Origin of the sequence: Neptuniibacter sp. PT8_73 (assembly GCF_047778045.1) — a bacterium.
In the GTDB taxonomy this organism is placed as follows: Bacteria; Pseudomonadota; Gammaproteobacteria; order Pseudomonadales; family Balneatricaceae; genus Neptuniibacter.
Map to the genome: position 1 here is coordinate 589,500 of NZ_CP180545.1, position 21,947 is coordinate 611,446.

Consider the following 21,947-nt stretch of genomic DNA (forward strand, 5'->3'; position numbering starts at 1 on the left):
TTGCCCTAAACATACTTTATCTTATTGAGGCTTTGTCGCCACCTAATCCTTTAAAATTAACAGCTTTTTCGCTTAAGATAGTTTTGTGTCAAAAAAATAGCGTGTGTTGGTTTGTTTTTCTTGTGGCGACATTTTATTGACATTCGGTCTTTCAGGGTTAATTATTACCGTTATTAATAAGCAGCTTTAATAATGGTTAGGCATGTCTTCGGTTTTAGTCATAGATGATGATCTAGGTCGGCGGGAGCTTTTGAGTTCCGCTTTTTCTTTTCTCGATCAACCGTGTGAATTTTGCGGTTTTGTTGATTGGTTTCAATCTAACAGTGAGATAAATACAGCTCAGGTCAATTTGGTTCTGCTAGGTCAAAGTCAGTTACCTATCTCTTTAGAAAAGCTTGTTAAAGATCTTCAAGATAAGTTTGCCACTATTGCTGTGGTGACGTTGGACGAATGGTCAGAGGTTGTTGAGCTGACTGACTGCTTGCGTCAATGCGTGGTTGGGCAGCTTTCTGTTCCGTTTAATTATCAGCAGTTGTTGGAGTGTTTGCATCGGGCTCAGTTATTTAGGTTGCGAGCAGATGATGCATCACTTGCACAGGTAGATCTTTTCTCTGGATTAGTGGGTGTCAGTCAGCCAATGTTGCAAGTCAGGCGGGCGATGTCTCAGGTGGCCGGGAGAGATGTAAATGTATTGATTACCGGTGAGTCAGGCACAGGTAAAGAGGTTGTTGCTCGAAGCCTGCATGATCACTCAGTACGTAAAGATGGTCCTTTTGTTCCAATTAACTGCGGAGCAATACCGTCTGATCTTCTTGAGAGTGAGTTGTTTGGTCACGAAAAAGGGGCGTTTACTGGAGCGGTATCTAGCCGACCTGGGCGCTTTGAGCTAGCTCAAGGTGGTACGCTCTTCTTGGATGAGGTTGGTGATATGCCCCTGCCTATGCAGGTTAAGCTTCTTCGAGTTTTGCAGGAGCGTAAGTTCGAGCGAATTGGTGGAACTAAAACCTTAGACGCTGATATTAGAGTGATCGCGGCAACGCATAAAAACCTGGAAGAGATGATCGAAACGGGCGAGTTTAGGGAAGATTTGTACTACCGTTTGAATGTTTTCCCTATAGATATGCCGCCATTAAGAGAGCGTGCAGGTGATCTGCCTTTATTGTTAGATGAGCTATCACGTCGACTTCCAGAGCAAGGTTTAGATGCCGTTCGTTTTCAAAACAGTGCGATAGTATCCCTACAGTTGCACGCTTGGCCAGGTAATGTGCGCGAACTCTCCAACTTAATTGAACGTCTAGCAATTCTTTATCCGAATGGTGTGGTCGGAGTTTCAGAACTGCCTTCTAAGTTTCAGAATGTTCCTGAACCTAATCCCGAGTTATATGAACAGGTTGGTGATGCTGACGCCATTGAAGCTACATTTTCATCACAATCTATAGGGCTAGATCAGTTGCCAGATGATGGGATCGATCTTAAAAAACATTTGGAGACGATCGAACAGCGGTTATTGGAACAGGCGCTTGCTGTAAATGACAATGTGGTTGCACGGGCTGCGGAGACGTTGAATATTCGACGGACCACTTTGGTAGAAAAAATGCGTAAATATGGGATGCAGCGTAAGTAATATGTCTAGTGAACAACAGTATCTACAGCGCATAGAACAATTAGAAAATGAGCTGTCAGCTAGCAAGAACAAATTGGCTCAACTTGAAACGAGTCAAAGCCAAAATAACCAGCAGCTGAATGATCGTTTTCAGCATTTGTTATCAGTGATGCCCGTTGGTGTCGTTATTATTGATGGCTCAGGGGTCATCTCCGAAGTAAATACGGTCGCTGAAGGTTTATTAGGTTCTGCCATTAAAGGGGAGCCGTGGTTCAAAATTATTGAGCGTAGCTTTGCCCCTCAAAATGATGATGGCCATGAAGTCTCATTAAAAGATGGTCGTAAAGTTAGTCTAATGACGCGAGCGATGGATAATGAACCGGGCCAGTTAGTGGTTTTAACGGATCAGACTGAAACTCGCCTCCTTCAGGGGCGTCTTTCTCATTATCAACGTTTATCTGAAATGGGACGGATGATGGCGTCACTTGCTCATCAGATTAGAACCCCTCTTTCTGCAGCCTTGCTCTATGTTGATCATCTTAATCGTCCTGATTTGCTGCAAGAGCAGCGCCAGAAGTTTGCCACTAAAGCTAAATCTCGCCTGACGAATTTAGAACAGCAGGTTAGGGATATGCTAATTTTTGCGCGTGGTGAAATGCGCTTAGATGAGCAGGTCAGCTCTCAAGCATTGATGGCTGAGCTAGAAGATATGCTCGATGTGCCATTGGTAAACTACGATGCTGATTGTGACTGTTTAAATAGTGTCCCCGAATATAGTTTGCAGTGTAATAAAGAAGCGCTTTTAGGTGTTTGCAGTAATTTGATTGAGAATGCTCTGCAAGCTTGCGGTAAGGGGGCAGAGTTAATGGTTCGCTTTGCTGATCAGGAAGGAAAACTACGTATTGATGTGGTTGATCAAGGTCCAGGAATGGGAGCAGAGGAATTAAAGCGGGCGCTTGAGCCGTTTTATACCACCAAATCACATGGTACGGGGTTGGGTTTGGCTGTAGCTCAAGTTGTAGCGCATGCTCACCATGGTCAATTTTTACTTAATTCTCTGCCGGGTCAGGGAACTGTCGCCAGTCTAATTTTGCCGGCAATAACGCCTGCTTCGGAAGAGGGTTAAAGGATCTGCAATGGCTAATCGTATATTAATAGTTGAAGACGATAATGAATTACGCGAAGCGCTTTGCGATACATTGGAGTTGGCAGGTTTTGAGTATCTAGAAGCTGAGGATGCAGAAACGGCTTTGGAAAAATTGACTCGTCAGCAGGTGGCGATGGTGGTAACCGATGTCAATATGCCAGGAATGGATGGGCATCAGTTGCTTGATAAGATTCATGAAACTTATCCTGCATTACCGGTTATGTTAATCACCGCTTTTGGACAAGTCAGCAAAGCGGTAGAAGCTATAAAAGCTGGCGCGGTTGATTACTTGATGAAGCCGTTTGATTCCGAAGCCTTAATCTCATCAGTGCGCCGCTTTGCTGTTGGGGAGGCGGTTGCAAGTGAAATGGAACAGCCAATTGCTGAGGAGCCTAGTAGCCAGCAACTGCTACAGTTGGCGCGTCGTGTTGCTGCTTCAGATTCTACAGTGTTGATCTCTGGAGAGTCAGGTACGGGTAAAGAGGTTTTGGCTCAATACATCCACAACCACTCTTCGCGGGCTAAGAAGCCATTTATTGCCATTAACTGTGCAGCAATACCTGAAAATATGCTCGAAGCTACTTTGTTTGGTCATGAAAAAGGAGCTTTTACAGGGGCTTACGCGAGTGCGCCTGGTAAGTTTGAGCAAGCTGATGGCGGTACTTTATTGTTGGATGAGATTTCCGAGATGGATCTTGGTTTACAGGCTAAGTTGCTTCGTGTACTGCAAGAACAAGAGGTGGAACGCATCGGTGGCCGTAAGGTTATCAAACTCAATGTTCGCGTATTAGCTACCACAAACCGTAAATTAGATAGCTATGTTGCCGAAGGTAAATTCCGAGAGGATCTCTTCTATCGTCTGAATGTATTCCCATTGCAATGGAGGCCTTTGCGTGAGCGTTCGGCTGATATTGTACCTTTAGCTGAGCGCTTGTTTAGTAAGTATTGCCAGAAAATGCAGCGCACATCCGTCGCCTTGTCTGATGATGTTAAGCGTTTGATGACCGATTATTCTTGGCCGGGCAATGTTCGAGAATTGGACAATGTTGTTCAGAGAGCTTTGATACTTCAATCCGGTACAGAGATCGGTGTTGCAGACCTTATGCTTAATCCTGAAGACATTTCGCAGACAGCTGTACCTGACGTGAATCAAGAAACTGCTCAAGATGAAGATCTTTCAGGACAGTTGGGCGAGGGGGTTCGCCAGCGTGAATTTCAACTGATTATTGATGCCCTAAAAGCGACTAACGGGAGTCGTAAGGAGGCGGCGGAAAATCTCGGGATAAGCCCGCGTACTCTGCGATACAAGCTGGCTAAGATGCGTGAGCAAGGCTTGGATTTAGATAAATTGCTTGGTCGTTAGAAGGCTTAAAAAGAGCTCGTTTGCGAGCTCTGAAAAAAAGCTTGTAGAGACTAAGGTCTTACACTGGATATACCAATGTCTAATTCAGAGCCCTGCTACCCCTTCTGTATAAATCTAGGTACTGATATAAAGCCTCAAACTGTCTCGTAGAATAATAATATTAGAGTAGAGCGATCTGGGGTTATTTTAGAACTAAAACAATCAAGCTAAGGGCATCACGATGAGTGAAAAGGTATATCCAGTAAGTCCGGAGATTGCGGCAAACGCGCACATCGACAACGAAAAATATGAAGCGATGTATGAGCAATCAGTTAACGATCCGGATGCATTCTGGGGTGAAGCAGGTAAGCGCCTGGATTGGTTTAAGCCATACACTAAAGTTAAAAACACCACTTTCGATCCGCACAATGTAGATATTCGTTGGTACGAAGATGGTACGTTGAACGCTTCTCACAACTGTCTTGATCGCCACCTAGAAACTCGTGGTGATCAGGTTGCTATCATCTGGGAAGGTGATGATCCAAGCGAATCTGAAAATATCACTTACCGTGATCTTCATGAGCGCGTTTGTAAGTTCTCTAACGCTCTTAAAGCTCGTGGCGTGGAAAAAGGCGATGTTGTAACGCTTTACATGCCTATGATTCCAGAAGCTGCTGTAGCTATGTTGGCATGTACTCGTATCGGTGCTGTCCACTCTATCGTATTTGGTGGTTTCTCTCCTGAAGCACTAGCGGCTCGTATCGAAGGTGCGAAGTCTAAAGTTGTTGTAACGTCTAACTACTCTTTACGTGCAGGCAAGTCCGTTCCACTTAAAGCTAACGTAGATAAAGCATTAGAACATGATGCAGCTAAAGCGCATGTTGAAAGCGTAATCGTTGTTAAGCGCGTTGAGCAAGATGTTGCTTGGGATAGCAATGTTGATGTTTGGTACGAAGACCTAGTAGCTGAAGCATCTGCTGATTGCCCTGCTGAAGAGATGAACGCTGAAGATCCAATGTTCATTCTTTACACGTCTGGTTCTACTGGTGCGCCAAAAGGCCTGAAGCACACGACTGGTGGTTACATGGTTTACGCTTCCATGACTCACGAGTACGCGTTCGACTACAAAGAAGGTGATATCTACTGGTGTACTGCGGACGTAGGTTGGGTTACTGGTCACTCTTACATCGTATACGGACCACTAGCTAACGGTGCAACTTCTCTAATGTTTGAAGGTGTTCCAAGCTACCCAGATAACAGCCGTTTCGGCCGCGTTATCGAAAAACACAAAGTTAACCAGTTCTACACTGCGCCAACAGCTATCCGTGCTTTGATGCAGCAAGGTGAAGATGTACTAGGTGATTCTGACCTATCTACACTACGTATTCTTGGTTCTGTAGGTGAGCCAATCAACCCAGAAGCTTGGGAATGGTACCACCGCATTATCGGTCAGGGTCGTTGCCCAATCGTTGATACTTGGTGGCAGACTGAAACTGGCGGCATGATGATTCTTCCTCTGCCAGGTGCTACAGCAGCTAAGCCAGGTGCAGCGTCTCGTCCATTCTTCGGTATTCAGCCAGCACTTCTAGATGCTGATGGTAACGAGTTGGAAGGTGCGACTGACGGTAACCTAGTAATTAAAGATTCTTGGCCATCGCAGGCTCGTTCTATCTGGGGTGATCACGAGCGCTTTATCCAAACTTACTTCTCTACGTACAAAGGTGTATACACTACTGGTGATGGTTGTCGTCGTGATGAAGACGGTTACTACTGGATCACAGGTCGTGTAGATGACGTAATCAACGTATCTGGCCACCGTATGGGTACTGCAGAAGTTGAGTCTGCGCTAGTAGCTCACGAAGCAGTTGCTGAAGCAGCAGTAGTTGGCTACCCGCACGAAGTTAAGGGTCAAGGCATCTACGTTTACGTAACTCTACAGTCTGGTTTCGAGCAGTCTGACGAGCTACTTAAAGAGCTACGTATGCACGTACGTTCTGAGATCGGTCCAATCGCATCTCCAGACTTGATTCAATTCGCGCCAGGTATGCCTAAGACTCGTTCTGGTAAGATCATGCGTCGTATCCTTCGTAAGATCGCTGAAGACGATTTCGGTGCATTGGGTGATACTTCTACGCTTGCAGATCCATCTGTAGTAGATGACCTAATTGAAAACCGTATGAACCGTCAGGACTAATTTCTTCTTATAAATTAGTCTGAAAAAACTCCTGTAAGTCGCGGAATACCCGAGACTTGCGGGAGTTTTTTGTTTTATAGTGGTATTCTCTTCACTGGATTAACCGTTCATGAACGGTTGGCGTTCGTCACAGGGTTCTTAAGGGGGAAGTGAACGCATGCAGTTAGCACAAAAAATTATTATTGCAGATGATCATCCGTTGTTCCGAGCAGCTTTGAAGCAGGCTGTTACTCAGGCGATGCCTGGGGTAGAAACAATCGAAGCGGATTCGTTGGCTGCAGTTCAGGAAGCCGTGGATCAGCACTCTGATGCAGATCTGGTGTTATTAGATATTCATATGCCAGGCACTAATGGCTTTTCCGGGTTGGTATTTTTGCGTGGTCAAAACCCAGGGATCCCAGTTGTGGTTGTATCTGGCAGTGAGCAACCGCATGTAATGAAGCGTGCGATTGATTACGGTGCTTCTGGTTTTATCCCGAAATCGGCTCCTCTGGAAACGATCGGAGAAGCGATTGTTGCTGTGCTTGAAGGTGAAGAATGGCTGCCTCAAGAAGTGGCTGATAACTTAGGTGATGTAAGCGAAGATGATCAGAAATTCGCTGCTGCATTGTCTGCATTAACACCTCAGCAGTTCCGAGTGTTGACGATGCTGACAGAAGGCTTGTTAAACAAGCAGATCGCTTATGAGTTAAATGTTTCTGAAGCGACGATCAAAGCGCACGTGACAGCTATTTTACGTAAGCTGGGTGTTCATAGTCGTACTCAAGCAGTAATTGCTGCTCAGCGTTTAGGTGTGGAACCACCTAAAACTGATCTTGAGTAATGCTCAAGAATAAGATTTTAAAAAAAGGCGCCTATGGCGCCTTTTTTATTGGTTATGTTTGATTGTATTTACCTGTGGATTATTCGTTTTCAGCTTCGCTAGCGCGTGCTGTGGCAATGGTTTTATTAATCATTGCTCGTAATGCTGCAGGGCGAATAGGCTTGGTTAATAGCTGTGATCCATAATCTTGGATTTCGTTCTTCACTTCTTCAGTGCGGTCAGCAGTGATAACGATGCTTGGTACTGGTTTAGCCAGTAATGGTGCCAGATCATCTAGAGCCATGATGCCTGTTAGCGTTTCAGAAAGGTGGTAATCAGCTAGAATGATTTCTGGCTGGAATCCTTCTGATTGAATCAGATCGGTTGCTTCTTTAGAGGAAAGGGCGACTTTAACATCGCAGCCCCAGCCGTTAAGCAGTGCGGACATGCCTTCTAGAATTTTAGGCTCGTTGTCGATCACTATGGCTCGAATGCCATTCAAGCCCTTACTTCGAATCCAGCCGCGTTTTTCGGGCTTTGGTTTGACGGCTTTAGTGCTGTCACCAAGAGGGATCTCGACGCTGAATACGGTGCCTTTAGTCGGCCATGAGCGTACATTAAGCTTGTGGCCCAGCATACGAGCAATTCGTTCTGTAATCGCAAGCCCGAGACCTAGGCCTTGCACCTGAGAGTGCTTAGGATTATCGATGCGTCTAAATTCCTCAAAGACCTCTTTGATTTTGTCTTCAGCTATACCTACGCCAGTATCCCACACTTCAATTCTGAGCATGTTTTTGCGGCGACGGCAGCCAAGTAGGATCTTGCCCTCTTGTGTATAGCGCATCGCGTTAGATAGGAAGTTTTGGATGATTCGTCTAAGTAGCTGTTGGTCTGAGCGTACAACCTTGTTGCATTGTACGGTGCGGAATTTAAGCGATTTTTTATCGGCGACAGCGGTAAATTCAGTATTTAACGCACTGAACATATCATCTAAAGAAAAGTCCGTAATCGATGGTGCGAGTGCACCAGCATCAAGTTTGGATATGTCTAGGATCGCGGTAATTAGTTCTTCAGCAGCGGTAAGTGAGCCATTGAGGTTTTCTACGAGTTGGCTGGTTTCATCGCTATGGCTTTGTTGAGCTAATGCTGAAGTGAATAATCGTGCAGCGTTTAATGGTTGAAGTAAGTCGTGGCTTGCGGAAGCTAGGAAGCGTGTTTTGCCTAAGTTTGCATCATCTGCATCTGATTTGGCTTGGCGAAGTTCGTCTTCCATTAACGAGCGAATCGTGTTTTCTTTACGTAGCTCTTTGTTAACAACCGATAGCGCATGAGTACGTTCACGTACGCGTTGTTCTAGTGTTTCATTGGTTTCTTTTAGCGCTAGCTCAGCTTTACGGCGTTCAGTGATGTCTTGGTAAAGAGTGAAGTAACCCAGTACATCGCCATATTCGCCAATGTGCGGAATGTATTTTACTTCCGCGTAGCGGGGTTGCCCGCTGTCACTTGGAAGAGTGGTTTCAAACCGCTGGCGTTTGCCTGCTAGGGCTGCAGTAATGTAAGGGCTCCTGAGCTCATACTCATCTTCGCTCATTGTCTTGTAGCAAGGCTGGCCTGAGATGGTGTTGCGATCAAGACCGAACGTGTCAGCATAAGCTTTGTTAATAAACAGGTAGCGTCTCTCTGGATCTAGATAAGCGATCAGTACTGGTACGTTATCGGTATAGATCCTAATATTTTGCTCGCTTTCCCTTAGGGCTTCTTCGACATGTTTATGGTTGGTGATATCCATATAAGTATTAACATAGCCGCCATTTGGCATTGGATTACCACGTACTTCAAGAACGGTGCCGTCCGGGCGGAAGCGCTCATAGCTATGTCGCTTACCTGATTTGAGGACTTTTAAGCGTTTGGTTACTTGTTCATCATTGTTGCCCGGACCGTATTCACCTTTCATTGCGTTATAACGGAAAACTTCTTCAATCGGGCGGCCAACGCAGATGAGGCCCTCAGGGTAATCAAACATCTCTACATAAACGCGGTTCCAAGCAACGAGTCGCATTTGTTGATCAACTACGCTGATGCCGAGGCTGATATTCTCAATGGTTGATTGCAGGAGTGAGCGGTTAAAACGCAGTGCCTGTGAAGCTTCATCAACAATGGTTACGACATCGCCGATATGCATGTCCTTACCGCGTAAAGTGGAGGCTAAGACGATGCGTGCAGAAGAGGCGCCGATTACACCGGCCAAAAGGCGTTCGGTAAATTGCACTAATTCAGGGGTCGCTTTATCGCCTGATAAAGGGGGTTCTTCTCCATGTTGCAATGCGAAGCCAGTAAAGGAATGTTGGGTTCTGCTTATGCCTAAAAAACGCTCTGTTAGCATCTGTAGATCACCGACTGTTACCTGCCCATATTGGCGTGTAGCTTCGGTTAAATCTTTGTTGTAAACATCAACAAAGGCGCTTGCTTGAATCCGGTCGACAAGGCGCAAGCTTGTATATTTAGAGACTAAGAAATACAGCGCGGTATTGAAGAATAGGGACCAGAAAACGCCGTGAGTTAGTGGTTCCAAGCCTTCGATGCCGAATAGCTGAGTGGGTTTTAGCCACTCAATCCCAAAAATACTGTTATTTAAGTATTCGGGGCCAAGCAAGCCTGCTTCACTGAATGATGGTAGTACTAGTGTGTATAGCCATAAAAGGAATCCGCCTGTTAAGCCTGCAAGTACTCCGTGACGAGACCCAGCCTTCCAGTATATGCCACCAACAATCGCTGGGAGGAATTGTGCTGCTGCAACAAAAGCAAGTAGGCCGAATGAGGCGAGAGGGGATTGCTCGCCTAAAATTCGATAGTAGAAATATGCCAGAATCATTAGGCACATGATGGTGATTCGACGGACTTTGAGTAGCAGGGCGCCGACATCGTTAGTGTCGGATAAGCGTAGCCAAGAAATACGGAAAAGTAGTGGCATCACGATGTCGTTACAGACCATTGTGGATAGTGTGATGCTGGCAACAATAACCATGCTGGTAGAGGCTGAAAGGCCGCCAATGAAAGCAAAGGTGGCAAGTTCTTTATAGTCTGCAGCTAAGGGAAGCATCAAAACGTAAGTGTCTGCATCGACGCTGGTGTTCTCGAAATACAGCATGCCTGCGGTCGCGATAGGTAGTACAAATATAGCTAAAAGGATTAGGTAGATCGGAAACAACCAGCGAGCAAGTTTTAAGTGGCCTGTATTAGTGTTCTCTACAATCGTTACGTGGAACTGACGTGGTAAACAGATTACCGCTGCGCAGGCGAGTAATATCTCTGTCAAAAAACTGTCGTCTAGAAATGACGAGTAATTGGAATTGTTATTAAGCTGAGTGGCTATGTTGTAAGCGAGGTCTTCAAAACCGTCGAATACCTCCAACATGACAAAAATACCAACAGCGATAAACGCTGTGAGTTTGACGATAGATTCAAAAGCTACCGCTAATACTAAGCCTTCGTGGTGCTCGGTTGCATCAATCTGCCGAGTACCAAATAGTATGGCGAAGATCGCCATGACAATTGCTACGAAAAGGGCTGTGTCGCTACCCTTGCTGATTACTTCTTCTGTCCCAGGTGTAAGCGCGTTATAACTGATTGCCACCGCTTTAAGCTGCATGGCGATATAAGGCATAGTGCCTGTAACCGCAATGATGGTGACGAGCACTGCTAAGGCTTGGCTTTTGCCATATCGGGAAGAGATAAAGTCTGAAATTGTTGTGATGTTCTGCTGCTTACTGATCAGAATCATCTTCTCGATAAGGCGCCAGCCAAAGATAAATACAATGACAGGGCCTAAGTAGGTCGCAAGAAATTCCCAGCCGCTGGTGGTTGCGCGCCCTACAGCGCCGTAAAAAGTCCACGAAGAGCAGTAAACGGCAAGCGATAAGGAGTAGATGATTGGTCGGCTGATAATGCGATCATTCTTTTGTGCGCTTTTATCGCCGTAGTGTGCGATGGCGAATAAAAGGCCAAGATAGGTGAATGAGATAAGAATTATCGACCAGCCAGAAAGCATCTTGCATTCCTTAGTGAATAGTAAAAACAGATGTGTAGCTAGTTTACTTAATTTTGACAGGAACCCAACAATTGTCTGAATGGTGTAGTTGTGGCTTTTCTAAATTAGGGTCAGCAGTGTTAATACCTTTGTCTAGAGGTTTAAATGAGTTTTTACTACTCAATATCGAGAAAATGCCGTGATACGGCGCTTTGGGGCGATTTTTCAATAGCTTAGAGGAAAGTTGAGTCGACTAAAGTTTAGCTTTGTTTGGCTGCGCTGTTTGTTAGTCTCTTACAGTCTTAAATTTTCACCAATTTTTAAATAACAAAAATAAGGATGGTGTTATGTCAATCAGTAATGAGCAGGCGCAAGCCTACTGGCGTGAAAACTTGCGCATCATTATGACTCACCTCGCGATTTGGTTCGTAGTTTCCTACGGCTGCGCGATCTTGTTTGTTGAACAGCTTAATGCGATTCCGTTCTTCGGCTTCCCACTAGGTTTCTGGTTCGGCCAGCAAGGGTCAATCTTCGTATTCGTCATCTTGATCTGGACATACGTGTTCAGCATGAACAAGCTTGACGAGAAGTATGACGTTCACGAATAACAATAATAATTTCTATTAGGACGGCATTGCTATGAGTCTCGACGTTTTAACATTTCTCTTTGTAGGCGGCTCCTTTGCGCTATATATCGGTATTGCGATATGGGCGCGTGCAGGATCGACTAAAGAATTCTACGTTGCGGGCGGTGGTGTACCACCGGTTGCTAACGGTATGGCGACTGCTGCTGACTGGATGTCTGCTGCATCGTTTATCTCCCTGGCTGGCTTGGTTTCCTTCGTTGGCCGTGACGGTTCTGCTTATCTAATGGGCTGGACTGGTGGTTATGTACTACTAGCACTATTGCTAGCACCTTACCTACGTAAGTTTGGTAAGTTCACAGTACCTGACTTCATCGGTGACCGTTACTACTCTTCTACTGCACGTACAATCGCAGTAGTTTGTACTATCGTAATCTCTTTCACTTACGTAGCTGGTCAGATGCGTGGTGTTGGTATCGTATTCTCTCGTTACCTACACGTTGACATCAACACTGGTGTAGTTATCGGTATGGCGATCGTATTCTTCTACGCTGTACTAGGTGGCATGAAAGGTATTACTTATACTCAGGTTGCTCAGTACGTTGTATTGATTCTTGCGTTCACAGTACCAGCATTCTTCCTATCTGCTCAGGTTACAGGTCACTTCCTACCACAAATTGGTTTGGGTGCGACTCTGGACAGTGGTATGTCTGTATTGGCTACTCTTGACCAATTGTCAGTAGATCTTGGCTTCCATCAGTACACTGACGGTAAGAAATCGACTATCGATCTATTCTTCCTAACAGTTGCTCTGATGTGTGGTACTGCTGGTCTTCCACACGTAATTGTACGTTTCTTCACAGTACCTCGCGTAAAAGATGCTCGTCTATCTGCTGGTTGGGCACTAATCTTCATCGCGCTACTTTATACTGCGGTTCCTGGTGTAGCTGGTTTCGGTCGTGTAAACCTTATCCAGACTATGAACGGTGCTGATGGTACTGGTACTGCATACTCTGAAATGCCTGCATGGTTCAAAAACTGGGAGAACACTGGTCTTCTAGGTTGGACTGACCGTAACGGTGACGGCAAAGTACAGTACGCTGCAGGTGCTGCGTTCGATGCTAAGAAAGGTAAGCCAGTATTTACTGAAGAGCGTGGCGAATACGGCCAGCGTCTAGCTAGCAACGCGAAAGCAGGTGCTGAGTTTGATGCGGCTAAACAGCCATTCGCTAACGAAGTATACGTAGACCGTGACATCATGGTACTAGCTAACCCAGATATCGCTCAGCTTCCAAACTGGGTAATTGCTCTGGTAGCTGCTGGTGCGGTAGCTGCGGCACTATCAACTGCAGCAGGTCTGCTGTTGGTAATCTCTACAGCGATCTCTCATGACTTGATGAAGAAAACCATCAATCCAAATATCTCTGATAAGCAGGAGCTTATGTACGCTCGTCTGGCTGCTATCGTGGCAATCTGTATCGCAGGTTACTTCGGTATCAACCCTCCAGGCTTCGTGGCACAGGTTGTAGCCCTAGCCTTCGGTCTGGCATGTGCGTCCGTATTCCCAGCTATCATCATGGGTATCTTCTGGAAGCGTCACACTTCTCAAGGTGCGATTGCAGGTATGCTAGTAGGTCTTATCACTACTATGTGCTACATGTACTACTTCGCATTCGGTGGCGGTTCTCCATCTGAATACATCATGGGTATCTCTCCAGGTGGCTTCGGTACTGTAGGTGCGATCCTTCACATCATCGTTGGTTTCGTAGTATCCAACATGACTGAAGAACCACCACAGGAAATCCAGGATATCGTAGAAGATCTACGTATCCCACGTGGTGCTGGTGCTGCTCACGATCACTAAGATCGATTAGATAAATCTAAAAAAGGGCGCCCAGCGTAGGTTGGAGCGCCCTTTTCTTTTTCCTACAAAGAGGATGTTGGAAATGCCTGATTCTTTCAAAATGACAAATTTGCCATTCAGTCTACTGGATGAGAAAGAGCAAGATTTACTCCGTTCAAGCCTAGATATTGGTTACTACCAAAAAGGCGAGTACATCATGACGGCGGGTGAAGAGCCCGAAGGCGTCTTTGTTATTTTTAAAGGAAAGGTAGGGGAAAGCGAAGTTCAGGAAGAGGGCAGTGATACACCTGAACATGTCTTTGTTCACTATACCAATGAGGATTACTTTGGCGGTTGGTCTGCTATTCGGGGTAAAGCAATTCACAATTTTATCGCCGAAGAAGAGACTATCTGTCATATCTTGCCGACTAAGATTCTATTGGATCTTATGTCTACAAACGGCTTATTTGCAGATTATTTCCAGCAAAACCTGTCAGCTAAAACAGAGATCGTTCAGCAGCACGGTAAAGAGCAGGACATGGCTGAATTCATGTTGGCTAAAGTGTCTGATGGTTTAGTACGAGAGCCGTTGGTTATACTTGAAGGAACCTCTATTCGCGAAGCAACTCTGCTTATGCGCGAGAAGAAAGCTGATTGTATTCTGGTAAAGCGTGGCAATCGTTACGGTATGGTGACTGGCACGGATCTGTTAGATGCTGTGGTGGTTAATGAGCTGGCTATGGATACTGATTTAGCAGAAATTGCGAGCTATAGATTAATTACCGTTAGACCAGATGATTACCTATTTAACGCTTTGATCATAATGACTCAGCAACATATTGAGCGTGTCGTTGTGATGAAAGACGGAGAAATGTCAGGCATTGTCGAGCTGACAGATGTATTAAGTTATTTCTCCAGTCATTCTCATGTGATTGGTTTACGAATTGAGCGAGCACAAACGGTTGAAGATCTAAAAGAGGCTGAAAAAGGCTTGGATGATTTGATTAAGGCGCTTGTGTCGCAAGGTGTTAAAACTCGTTTTGTGATGGACCTACTGGCTGCAATGAACGGCCGTATTATTGCCAAACTGTTCAACATTATGATCCCAAGTGATATGCAACCACATGTATGTTTGTTGGTGATGGGTTCAGAAGGGCGTGGTGAGCAGATCATGAAAACAGACCAAGATAACGCCATTATTCATAGAGATGGTTTAGTTTGGCCTGAGATGACGGAAACACTGAATCGTTTTAGTCAGACTTTGATCGAATTTGGCTTTCCTCCTTGCCCGGGTAACATCATGGTATCTAACCCAGACTGGGTTAAATCTCTGGGCGGCTGGACACAGATGTTAGGTGATTGGGCTGATCGATGTGATGGCGACTCACAGATGAATCTAGCGATTGCTGTTGATGCTAAGCCTGTTGCAGGTAACCCGGCTATCTTTAAAGCTAGCCGAAACTGGTTTATGAGGCATCTACGTAATAATGATGTTTTCTTCTCGCATTTTGCTAAAGCTTCCCTTGAGTTTGATACACCTTTGACCTTCTTTGGTAACTTAAAAGATAAAGGTCAGTTAGATATTAAGAAAGGCGGGATTTTCCCAATTGTGCACGGGATTCGCACGATAGCTCTAGAGCATCGGATCAAAGTGACAAATACCTTTGAGCGTATAGAGGCTTTGACAGAGCTTGGTCAGCTTAAAGAGAAGCATGGTAGAGAGATAGCGGAGGCTTTGAGTCTATTTATTAGTCTTCGCTTAAGACAGCAAGTTAAACGTATGGAAAGTAGTGAAACAGGGCATGACCAAACTCCAAATATTATTGATTTGCAGTCTTTGGATAAGCTTGAAAGAGAGCTTCTACGAGATGCGTTACATATTGTTAAAGGTTTTAAAAAGCATCTGGAGCTTAGGTATCACCTTGGAGGGTAAGTTTTAATGATCATACCCAGAGCGGTAAGAAGAATAAAAGAGAAGTATGACCATAAGTCTGGTCCTTATGCTCACTTGTTTGATGCTTACGACGGTGATGAGGTTGTTTCTTTAGATTGCGAAACGACCAGTCTCGATGTGAAGCAGGGTGAGATTGTCTCGATAGGTGCGGTTAAGATTAAAGGTAAAAAGGTTCTTACGAGTGATCGTTTGGATATTAAGCTTAAGCCACCTAAATCACTAACGGGAGAATCGATTAAGATTCATAAAATACGTGAAAGTGATTTAGCTGAAGGTATCGATATTGAAGATGCCTTAGAGCAGGTTTTGGAGTTTGTCGGAAATCGCCCAATTCTTGGTTATTACGTTAACTATGATATCCGTATGTTGGATAAATTCATTCGACCGCAATTTGGTTTTGGTTTGCCTAATAAGGCGATTGAGTTATCCCATGTGTATCACGACATCATTAAATGGAAGTCTGTTGGCGGTAATGTCGATCTACGATTCGATACGATTTCCAAGAAATTAGATATACCAATGCTCGAAAGGCATACTGCAATCGGTGATGCCCTAACTGTAGCTTTGATGTATGTGCGTCTGAAGTATGGAGATCCACCAGAAGCGCATTATTGATTAGACGTCAAAAGAATAACGGGCCATTGGCCCGTTTTTTGCTTTTATCTATATGTGAAAAGTGAAATCAAGTATAAATAGACAAAAAAATGTCGTCTTGTTCTCGGTTTTTACCTTGATGAAGTAAATTGACTGTTTATAATGTCAATAAATTGCCGTTGGGTGTGGTTATGGTAGATAGAGCTGACATAAATAGTGTGCTGATGCAGATGAGGACGATTAAGACCCAAGTGCAGAGCGCATCTCCAGAAATCATGTCGGGCATGGTCTCTGAGCCAGGTGCTGTTAAGCCCAATGATCGTACGGGGTTCGGTGATATTTTAAAGAATGCGGTAGACGCCGTGAGTGAAACTCAAGCGGATGCCAAAAAAATGGCGGTAGCATATGAGAAGGGAGATCCAACGATCGATCTTCCACAAGTTATGATCGCTGCAGAAAAAGCTTCAGTTTCGTTTCAAGCGATGACACAGGTGCGTAACCGTTTGGTTTCGGCCTATGAAGACGTAATGAAGATGCCAATCTAACAATAAATAGAATTAACGGGATAAGTGGCAGTGGCAGATAGCGCAGAAACATTAAGCGGAAGCCCAATGCTTGGCTTTAATAAGCTAAGTATTGTTAGGCAAATAGGTTTGATGGTCGGTCTAGCGGCAAGCGTCGCTATTGGTTTTGCTGTTGTTTTGTGGTCTCAAAAGCCAGATCAGCGAGTTCTATTTAGTAATCTTAATTTCTCCGATGCTAACCAGATTATAGAGCAGCTTCGCCTATATAACGTTCCTTATAAGTTTGATGCCGATGGACGAGCGATTTTGGTTCCTGATGAGTATGTTCATCAGGCAAGACTAAAACTGGCTTCCGAAGGTTTTACTGCTGATAAAACAGTGGGCTTTGAAATTCTAGACCGTGAACAAAGCCTGGGCACTAGTCAGTTCATGGAAACGACAAAATATCGTCGTGGTCTTGAGGGTGAATTGGCGCGCACAATTTCTAGTATGACTGCTGTGCGCAATGCGCGTGTTCACTTAGCTATTCCAAAAGATACTGTTTTTATCCGTGATACCCGTAAGCCGACAGCATCTGTATTCCTTGAATTATTCTCTGGACGTCAACTAGAACGAGATCAAGTTGCTTCTATTGCTAACTTGGTGGCTTCAAGTATTCCGGCATTAAATGTTAAAGATGTGACGGTTGTAGATCAGCGCGGCCGTTTGCTAAATATGCGTGATAAAGACGTTAATGTTGTATTGGCTGCCAAGCAATTGGAGTACACGCGTAATTTAGAAGAAACTATGCTCAATCGTGTAAACAGCATTCTTCAACCGGTTGTAGGTATGGGGCGTTTTCGTGCCGAAGTGTCAGCAGATGTCGATTTTACAGCAGTAGAGCAGACTGATGAATTATATAACCCTGATCTTCCAGCGCTTCGTAGTGAGCAGACAATGGATGAATCAAGGGTTGGTAGTGCTGCGCCAATTGGTGTGCCAGGGGCATTGTCTAACCAGCCCCCAGGGCCAAGTAGTGTACCTGAAGAAGCGTCGGGCGAAGGGGTTGTGGAAAATAATGGTGCGCCAGGTTCTTCTCGTAAACAAGCTACGCGTAATTTTGAATTAGATCGTACTATCAGCTATACCAAGCATCAGCAGGGTCGAGTTCGTCGTTTAACCGTCGCGGTTGTAGTTGATGATCTATCAAGTGTCGATCCATCAACAGGAGATGCGCAACGTACTCCGTGGCAGCAAAATGAGTTAGAGCGTCTGCGTATTCTTGTTCAGGATGCAGTAGGTTATTCTGCACTTCGCGGAGATAGCGTCAATGTTGTAAATACACCGTTCGTTCCTGAGCAGCCGATTGTGACTGAGGATGTGCCGCTGTGGGAACAAGAGTGGATCTGGGATATCGTTAAACAGGTTATGGCTGCGGTATTCGTTCTTGTTCTGGTATTCGGAATTTTACGTCCCATCCTTAAAAACCTAGCATCGGCTGGCACTGCGGGTAATGTTGCTGGTCTGGGTGCGGCAGGTGAAGTGTCTGCAGAACTAGAAGGTCTTGATGGCGGTGATTTCTCTTCTGATTCGGTAACTTTTGGCAGTGATGATGAGCTTCTGCCAACACCAAATGAAAGCTTTGATTATCAGTTGAACGCGATTCGTAGTATGGTTGCGGAAGATCCTGCGCGCGTTGCGCAGGCTGTGAAGCAATGGGTAGGTGACGATGAGTGATGAAGCAAGTCAGGATGAATTCAGTGAGATTAATAAAGCTGCAATTCTTCTGATTAGCTTAGGTGAGGCCGATGCTGCTGAAATCCTGAAACATATGGGCCCAAAAGAGGTTCAGATGATTGGTGAGGCAATGGCTCAACTCAACAATATTCCACAAACAAAGGTGGAATCTGTTGTTGGTGACTTTATGGGTTTGGTAAGTGATCAGACCGGTATTGGTATTAACAATGATATCTATATTCGTTCAATGCTCAATCAGGCATTGGGTGAAGAGAAAGCTAAAACTCTTCTCGATCGTATCCTAATGAGCACAAATACATCCGGCCTAGATACCCTGCGCTGGATGGAGCCTCGTCAAATTGCTGAAATTATTCGTTATGAACACCCGCAGATTCAGGCGGTCGTATGTGCTTACCTTGAGCCAGATGCAGCAGCGGGTGTGCTTGGTTTCTTTGATGATAAACAGCGCCTTGATATTTTGATGCGTGTCGCGGCTTTAGATCGTATCCAGCCGCAAGCATTGCAAGAACTGAATGATATTCTTGAGCGTCAATTTGCTGGCGCAAGTGGTGCAAGTTCTGCGACGCTTGGTGGTATTAAGAATGCTGCCGATATTATGAACTTTATCGATTCAAGTATTGAAGCCGAGTTGATGGAAGGGATTAAAGAGAGCGATGAGAATCTCGCTACCACTATCTCCGATCTAATGTTTGTCTTTGAGAATCTACAAGATGTAGAGGATCAAGGTATTCAGGCAATACTCCGTGAAGTGTCTACAGATGTGCTGGTTGTTGCTCTGAAAGGTGCGGATGTCGCTCTACAAGAGAAAGTTTTCCGGAATATGTCTAAGCGTGCTTCCGAATTGCTGCGTGATGACCTTGAGGCTAAGGGGCCAGTACGTGTCTCTGAGGTTGAAGATGCACAGAAAGAAATTCTGACTGTAGCTCGCCGTCTGGCTGATGAGGGTGAAATCATCCTTGGCGGCGGTGGCGAAGAGATGCTCTAGGCTAAGTGCGTATGTCTGAGAATAAAGGTTTTAAGCGCATCAGAGCTGAAGAGGCTTCCGAGCTTATTGGTTGGGAATTGCCGCAGGTTGCAGGTCAACACGTTGTTGGTTTGCAGCAAAAAGATCCTGTCGAAGTAACTGTCGTAGAAGAAGTTATAGCCGCAGAAAAAATTACTCTTGCAGAACTGGAAGAGATTCGTGAATCGGCACGTATCGAGGGCTTGGCTGCTGGGCTAGAAGAGGGGCGCCTTAAAGGCCTTGAAGAAGGCCGTATTCAAGGAGCGGAAGAAGGTAAAGAGCAGGGATATAAAGAAGGGTTTCAGCAAGGTGAAGCTGAAGTTCTTCGTCTTCAAGCGTTATTAGGCAATATGTTGTCTGAATTTGAGCTTCCGTTAAAGCAGCAAACTGAAAAAATTGAAAAGCAGTTGGTTGATATGGTTGTTTCACTCGCTCAAGCTACAGTTGGAGCAGAGTTATCCGTTAGACAAGAATTATTGCTGGAGTCTATCAGTAGTTCTCTGCGAAGCGTGCCAGAGCCTTTAGGTACGGTTGTTGCTAAAGTTAATAAGGATGATCTTCCTTATCTAGAAAAAATGCTGCTAATGCCGGGTGTGTCCTTGGAATATGTTGTTGATGAAAGTATCTCTCAAGGCAGTTACGAGCTTCAGGCCGCAAGCACTGTGGTTGAGCATAGCTTAGATCAGCATTTTGCTACAGTAGTGAAACAATTTCTCGCCAATGTAGAAAACGATTCGGCATAAGCTCATGAGTGAGTTATTGGATCGTTTAGCTAAATATAAAAAACATCGACTAGATACACCTCAGCCTCGAATTGAGGGGCGTATTACCCGTATGATTGGCCTAACAATAGAGGCGGTCGGTATTAAGTGCGCTGTCGGTGAATGCTGCTATATAGAGTTATCTTCTGATCAACAGATCGAAGCTGAAGTCGTTGGTTTCTCTGGTGATCGTATCTATTTGATGCCACTTTACCCTATTGAAGGCCTGCAGTCTGGAACTAAAGTGATTGCCTTAAGTGCTTCAGGTAAAGTACCTGTTGGTATGAGTCTTCTTGGTAGGGTGTTGAACGGGGTTGGTCAGCCCATTGATGGTAAAGGTCCTCTGCAGCCGGAAGCGGAAACAGGGTTGGCTGGGGACATTATCAATCCATTATTGCGAGACCCTATTAAGCAAACCCTTGATGTTGGTATTCGAACCATCAATGGTTTGCTTACAGTTGGCCGCGGCCAAAGGATGGGATTGTTTGCCGGTAGTGGTGTAGGTAAATCAGTACTGCTTGGTATGATGACTCGCTTTACCGAGGCTGAAGTCATTGTTGTGGGCTTAATCGGTGAGCGTGGCCGAGAAGTTAAAGAGTTTATTGAGCATAGCCTAGGTGAGGAAGGACTAAAGCGTTCTGTTGTTGTTGCTTCCCCTGCAGATGATTCCCCTCTAATGCGTTTGCGGGCATCTCAGCTATCTACTCGGATTGCAGAATATTTCAGGGATCAGGGTAAAAATGTTCTCTTGTTGATGGATTCACTGACCCGCTATGCGCAGGCTCAGCGCGAGATTGCCTTGGCTGTAGGGGAGCCGCCTGCAACAAAAGGCTATCCGCCTTCCGTATTTGCTAAGATACCGAAATTGGTTGAACGGGCAGGTAACGGCGAAGCTGGAAGTGGTTCAATTACTGCCTTCTATACAGTGTTGACGGAAGGTGATGATCAGCAAGATCCGGTGGCGGACTCCGCAAGAGCAATTCTTGATGGACACGTGGTATTGTCTCGTCGTTTGGCTGAGCAGGGGCATTACCCCGCAATAGATATTGAGGCCTCTATCAGTCGAGCTATGCCGCAAATTATTCATCCAGATCATCTGCAGATGGCAATGCGATTTAAGCAGTTATACTCTAAATATAGGCAGAATGAAGATCTGATTAATGTTGGGGCTTATGTCAAAGGTAGTGATCCTGACACTGATTTTGTTATGGATAACTTACCTTCAATGAATGCCTATTTAAGGCAGGGGATCAATGAAGCATTTCCTTTGCAGCAGTCTATGCAGCAGATGGTAATGATCCTGACTACGCCGCCAACACCTAATGCAGAGCCTGAACAGCAGCAATTGCGTCGACCTGCAGTAACTAATGGGCTGCAAAAATGAGTAAACGTTCCAAGCGCTTGCAGCTAGTTTTAGATCTGGCTGAAAAAAAGAAAAAACAAGCGGATCAGTTCTTGGCTGCGAGCCGTCAGCGTGTTGAGCAGGATCAGCGAACCATGGCTCAATTGGATGCGTATGTCTCTGAATATCAGCAAAGTTACTTAGGTGCTCATGCTGAAGGTTGTACGGGTGCTCAATTACACACTCAGCAGGCTTTCTTGGAAAAGATTCAACAAGCTAAGTCGACCCAATCTACAGCGATGGAACAGAATAGAAAAGAGCTTGAGGTGGTTGAACAACATTGGAAAACTGCATATGCGCGAATGAAGGGCTTGCAGAAGCTTACGGATAAGGCAGTTGAGACTGAGAAGCTTGAAGAAGAAAAGGCTCTGCAAAAGCAATTAGATGAACGCTCCCAGGCTATAAAAACACCTTTTATCTAGATTGGCCT

16 protein-coding genes are annotated in these 21,947 nt (G+C 45.2%); 15 read left to right on the plus strand and 1 reads right to left on the minus strand.

What is annotated here, in order from left to right; all coding sequences use genetic code 11:
* Positions 1-202 precede the first annotated feature (202 nt).
* The 5 genes from ACMXYN_RS02505 to ACMXYN_RS02525 all read left to right on the plus strand — a co-directional run bounded on the left by ACMXYN_RS02505 (position 203) and on the right by ACMXYN_RS02525 (position 7,109).
* Positions 203-1,624: a sigma-54 dependent transcriptional regulator gene (locus tag ACMXYN_RS02505; protein WP_415893356.1), complete on the plus strand. Its 1,422-nt coding sequence runs from the start codon at positions 203-205 to the stop codon at positions 1,622-1,624.
* Between the two features lies 1 nt (position 1,625).
* Complete coding sequence (locus ACMXYN_RS02510; protein ID WP_415893357.1) at positions 1,626-2,729, plus strand: sensor histidine kinase; 1,104 nt, start codon at positions 1,626-1,628, stop codon at positions 2,727-2,729.
* 10 nt (positions 2,730-2,739) lie between these two features.
* Positions 2,740-4,113 (plus strand): sigma-54-dependent transcriptional regulator, encoded by a 1,374-nt coding sequence (locus tag ACMXYN_RS02515; RefSeq protein ID WP_415893358.1) that lies wholly within the window; start codon positions 2,740-2,742, stop codon positions 4,111-4,113.
* 220 nt (positions 4,114-4,333) lie between these two features.
* On the plus strand, positions 4,334-6,286 hold the full coding sequence (gene acs / locus ACMXYN_RS02520; protein ID WP_415883408.1) for an acetate--CoA ligase: 1,953 nt from the start codon (positions 4,334-4,336) through the stop codon (positions 6,284-6,286).
* Positions 6,287-6,443: 157 nt separating this feature from the next.
* The gene (locus ACMXYN_RS02525; RefSeq protein WP_415883409.1) at positions 6,444-7,109 is read left to right on the plus strand and encodes a response regulator transcription factor; all 666 of its coding nucleotides are present in this window, start codon (positions 6,444-6,446) and stop codon (positions 7,107-7,109) included.
* Positions 7,110-7,188: 79 nt separating this feature from the next.
* Here the strand turns inward: ACMXYN_RS02525 and ACMXYN_RS02530 are convergent, their stop codons facing one another.
* Entirely contained in the window at positions 7,189-11,136 is a 3,948-nt protein-coding gene (locus tag ACMXYN_RS02530) for a NahK/ErcS family hybrid sensor histidine kinase/response regulator (protein WP_415893359.1), read from the minus strand.
* Positions 11,137-11,462: 326 nt separating this feature from the next.
* Between ACMXYN_RS02530 and ACMXYN_RS02535 the strand changes: the two genes are divergently transcribed.
* The 10 genes from ACMXYN_RS02535 (at position 11,463) to fliJ (ending at position 21,939) form a co-directional block, all read left to right on the plus strand.
* Positions 11,463-11,723: a DUF4212 domain-containing protein gene (locus tag ACMXYN_RS02535; RefSeq protein WP_415883411.1), complete on the plus strand. Its 261-nt coding sequence runs from the start codon at positions 11,463-11,465 to the stop codon at positions 11,721-11,723.
* 31 nt (positions 11,724-11,754) lie between these two features.
* On the plus strand, positions 11,755-13,563 hold the full coding sequence (locus tag ACMXYN_RS02540) for a sodium:solute symporter family protein (RefSeq protein WP_415893360.1): 1,809 nt from the start codon (positions 11,755-11,757) through the stop codon (positions 13,561-13,563).
* A gap of 82 nt (positions 13,564-13,645) precedes the next feature.
* Positions 13,646-15,475, plus strand: a complete 1,830-nt coding sequence (locus tag ACMXYN_RS02545) for a putative nucleotidyltransferase substrate binding domain-containing protein (RefSeq protein WP_415893361.1) — start codon at positions 13,646-13,648, stop codon at positions 15,473-15,475.
* Between the two features lie 6 nt (positions 15,476-15,481).
* On the plus strand, positions 15,482-16,111 hold the full coding sequence (locus tag ACMXYN_RS02550) for a 3'-5' exonuclease (RefSeq protein WP_415883414.1): 630 nt from the start codon (positions 15,482-15,484) through the stop codon (positions 16,109-16,111).
* A gap of 170 nt (positions 16,112-16,281) precedes the next feature.
* Positions 16,282-16,635, plus strand: coding sequence for a flagellar hook-basal body complex protein FliE (gene fliE, locus ACMXYN_RS02555; protein WP_415893362.1), 354 nt, complete (start codon positions 16,282-16,284; stop codon positions 16,633-16,635).
* A 66-nt stretch (positions 16,636-16,701) separates the two neighbouring features.
* Complete coding sequence (gene fliF, locus ACMXYN_RS02560) at positions 16,702-18,330, plus strand: flagellar basal-body MS-ring/collar protein FliF (RefSeq protein WP_415894457.1); 1,629 nt, start codon at positions 16,702-16,704, stop codon at positions 18,328-18,330.
* On the plus strand, positions 18,323-19,336 hold the full coding sequence (gene fliG, locus ACMXYN_RS02565) for a flagellar motor switch protein FliG (RefSeq protein ID WP_415893363.1): 1,014 nt from the start codon (positions 18,323-18,325) through the stop codon (positions 19,334-19,336). The genes fliF and fliG overlap by 8 nt, the downstream gene beginning before the upstream one ends.
* An 11-nt stretch (positions 19,337-19,347) precedes the next feature.
* Positions 19,348-20,097 carry a FliH/SctL family protein gene (locus ACMXYN_RS02570; protein ID WP_415893364.1) on the plus strand — a complete coding sequence of 250 codons (750 nt, stop codon included), beginning with the start codon at positions 19,348-19,350 and terminating at the stop codon, positions 20,095-20,097.
* 4 nt (positions 20,098-20,101) lie between these two features.
* The gene (fliI, locus tag ACMXYN_RS02575; RefSeq protein ID WP_415893365.1) at positions 20,102-21,499 is read left to right on the plus strand and encodes a flagellar protein export ATPase FliI; all 1,398 of its coding nucleotides are present in this window, start codon (positions 20,102-20,104) and stop codon (positions 21,497-21,499) included.
* Positions 21,496-21,939: a flagellar export protein FliJ gene (fliJ, locus tag ACMXYN_RS02580; RefSeq protein ID WP_415893366.1), complete on the plus strand. Its 444-nt coding sequence runs from the start codon at positions 21,496-21,498 to the stop codon at positions 21,937-21,939. The genes fliI and fliJ overlap by 4 nt, the downstream gene beginning before the upstream one ends.
* Positions 21,940-21,947 lie beyond the last annotated feature (8 nt).

Bases quoted from the DNA above. Each gene is read 5' to 3' on its own strand.
- acs (WP_415883408.1), top strand. From the start codon at position 4,334: ATGAGTGAAAAGGTATATCCAGTAAGTCCGGAGATTGCGGCAAACGCG.
- fliI (WP_415893365.1), top strand. From the start codon at position 20,102: ATGAGTGAGTTATTGGATCGTTTAGCTAAATATAAAAAACATCGACTA.
- fliG (WP_415893363.1), top strand. From the start codon at position 18,323: ATGAGTGATGAAGCAAGTCAGGATGAATTCAGTGAGATTAATAAAGCT.
- ACMXYN_RS02545 (WP_415893361.1), top strand. From the start codon at position 13,646: ATGCCTGATTCTTTCAAAATGACAAATTTGCCATTCAGTCTACTGGAT.
- ACMXYN_RS02550 (WP_415883414.1), top strand. From the start codon at position 15,482: ATGATCATACCCAGAGCGGTAAGAAGAATAAAAGAGAAGTATGACCAT.
- fliJ (WP_415893366.1), top strand. From the start codon at position 21,496: ATGAGTAAACGTTCCAAGCGCTTGCAGCTAGTTTTAGATCTGGCTGAA.
- ACMXYN_RS02505 (WP_415893356.1), top strand. From the start codon at position 203: ATGTCTTCGGTTTTAGTCATAGATGATGATCTAGGTCGGCGGGAGCTT.
- ACMXYN_RS02525 (WP_415883409.1), top strand. From the start codon at position 6,444: ATGCAGTTAGCACAAAAAATTATTATTGCAGATGATCATCCGTTGTTC.
- ACMXYN_RS02530 (WP_415893359.1), bottom strand. From the start codon at position 11,136: ATGCTTTCTGGCTGGTCGATAATTCTTATCTCATTCACCTATCTTGGC.
- fliE (WP_415893362.1), top strand. From the start codon at position 16,282: ATGGTAGATAGAGCTGACATAAATAGTGTGCTGATGCAGATGAGGACG.
- fliF (WP_415894457.1), top strand. From the start codon at position 16,702: ATGCTTGGCTTTAATAAGCTAAGTATTGTTAGGCAAATAGGTTTGATG.
- ACMXYN_RS02510 (WP_415893357.1), top strand. From the start codon at position 1,626: ATGTCTAGTGAACAACAGTATCTACAGCGCATAGAACAATTAGAAAAT.
- ACMXYN_RS02570 (WP_415893364.1), top strand. From the start codon at position 19,348: ATGTCTGAGAATAAAGGTTTTAAGCGCATCAGAGCTGAAGAGGCTTCC.
- ACMXYN_RS02540 (WP_415893360.1), top strand. From the start codon at position 11,755: ATGAGTCTCGACGTTTTAACATTTCTCTTTGTAGGCGGCTCCTTTGCG.
- ACMXYN_RS02515 (WP_415893358.1), top strand. From the start codon at position 2,740: ATGGCTAATCGTATATTAATAGTTGAAGACGATAATGAATTACGCGAA.
- ACMXYN_RS02535 (WP_415883411.1), top strand. From the start codon at position 11,463: ATGTCAATCAGTAATGAGCAGGCGCAAGCCTACTGGCGTGAAAACTTG.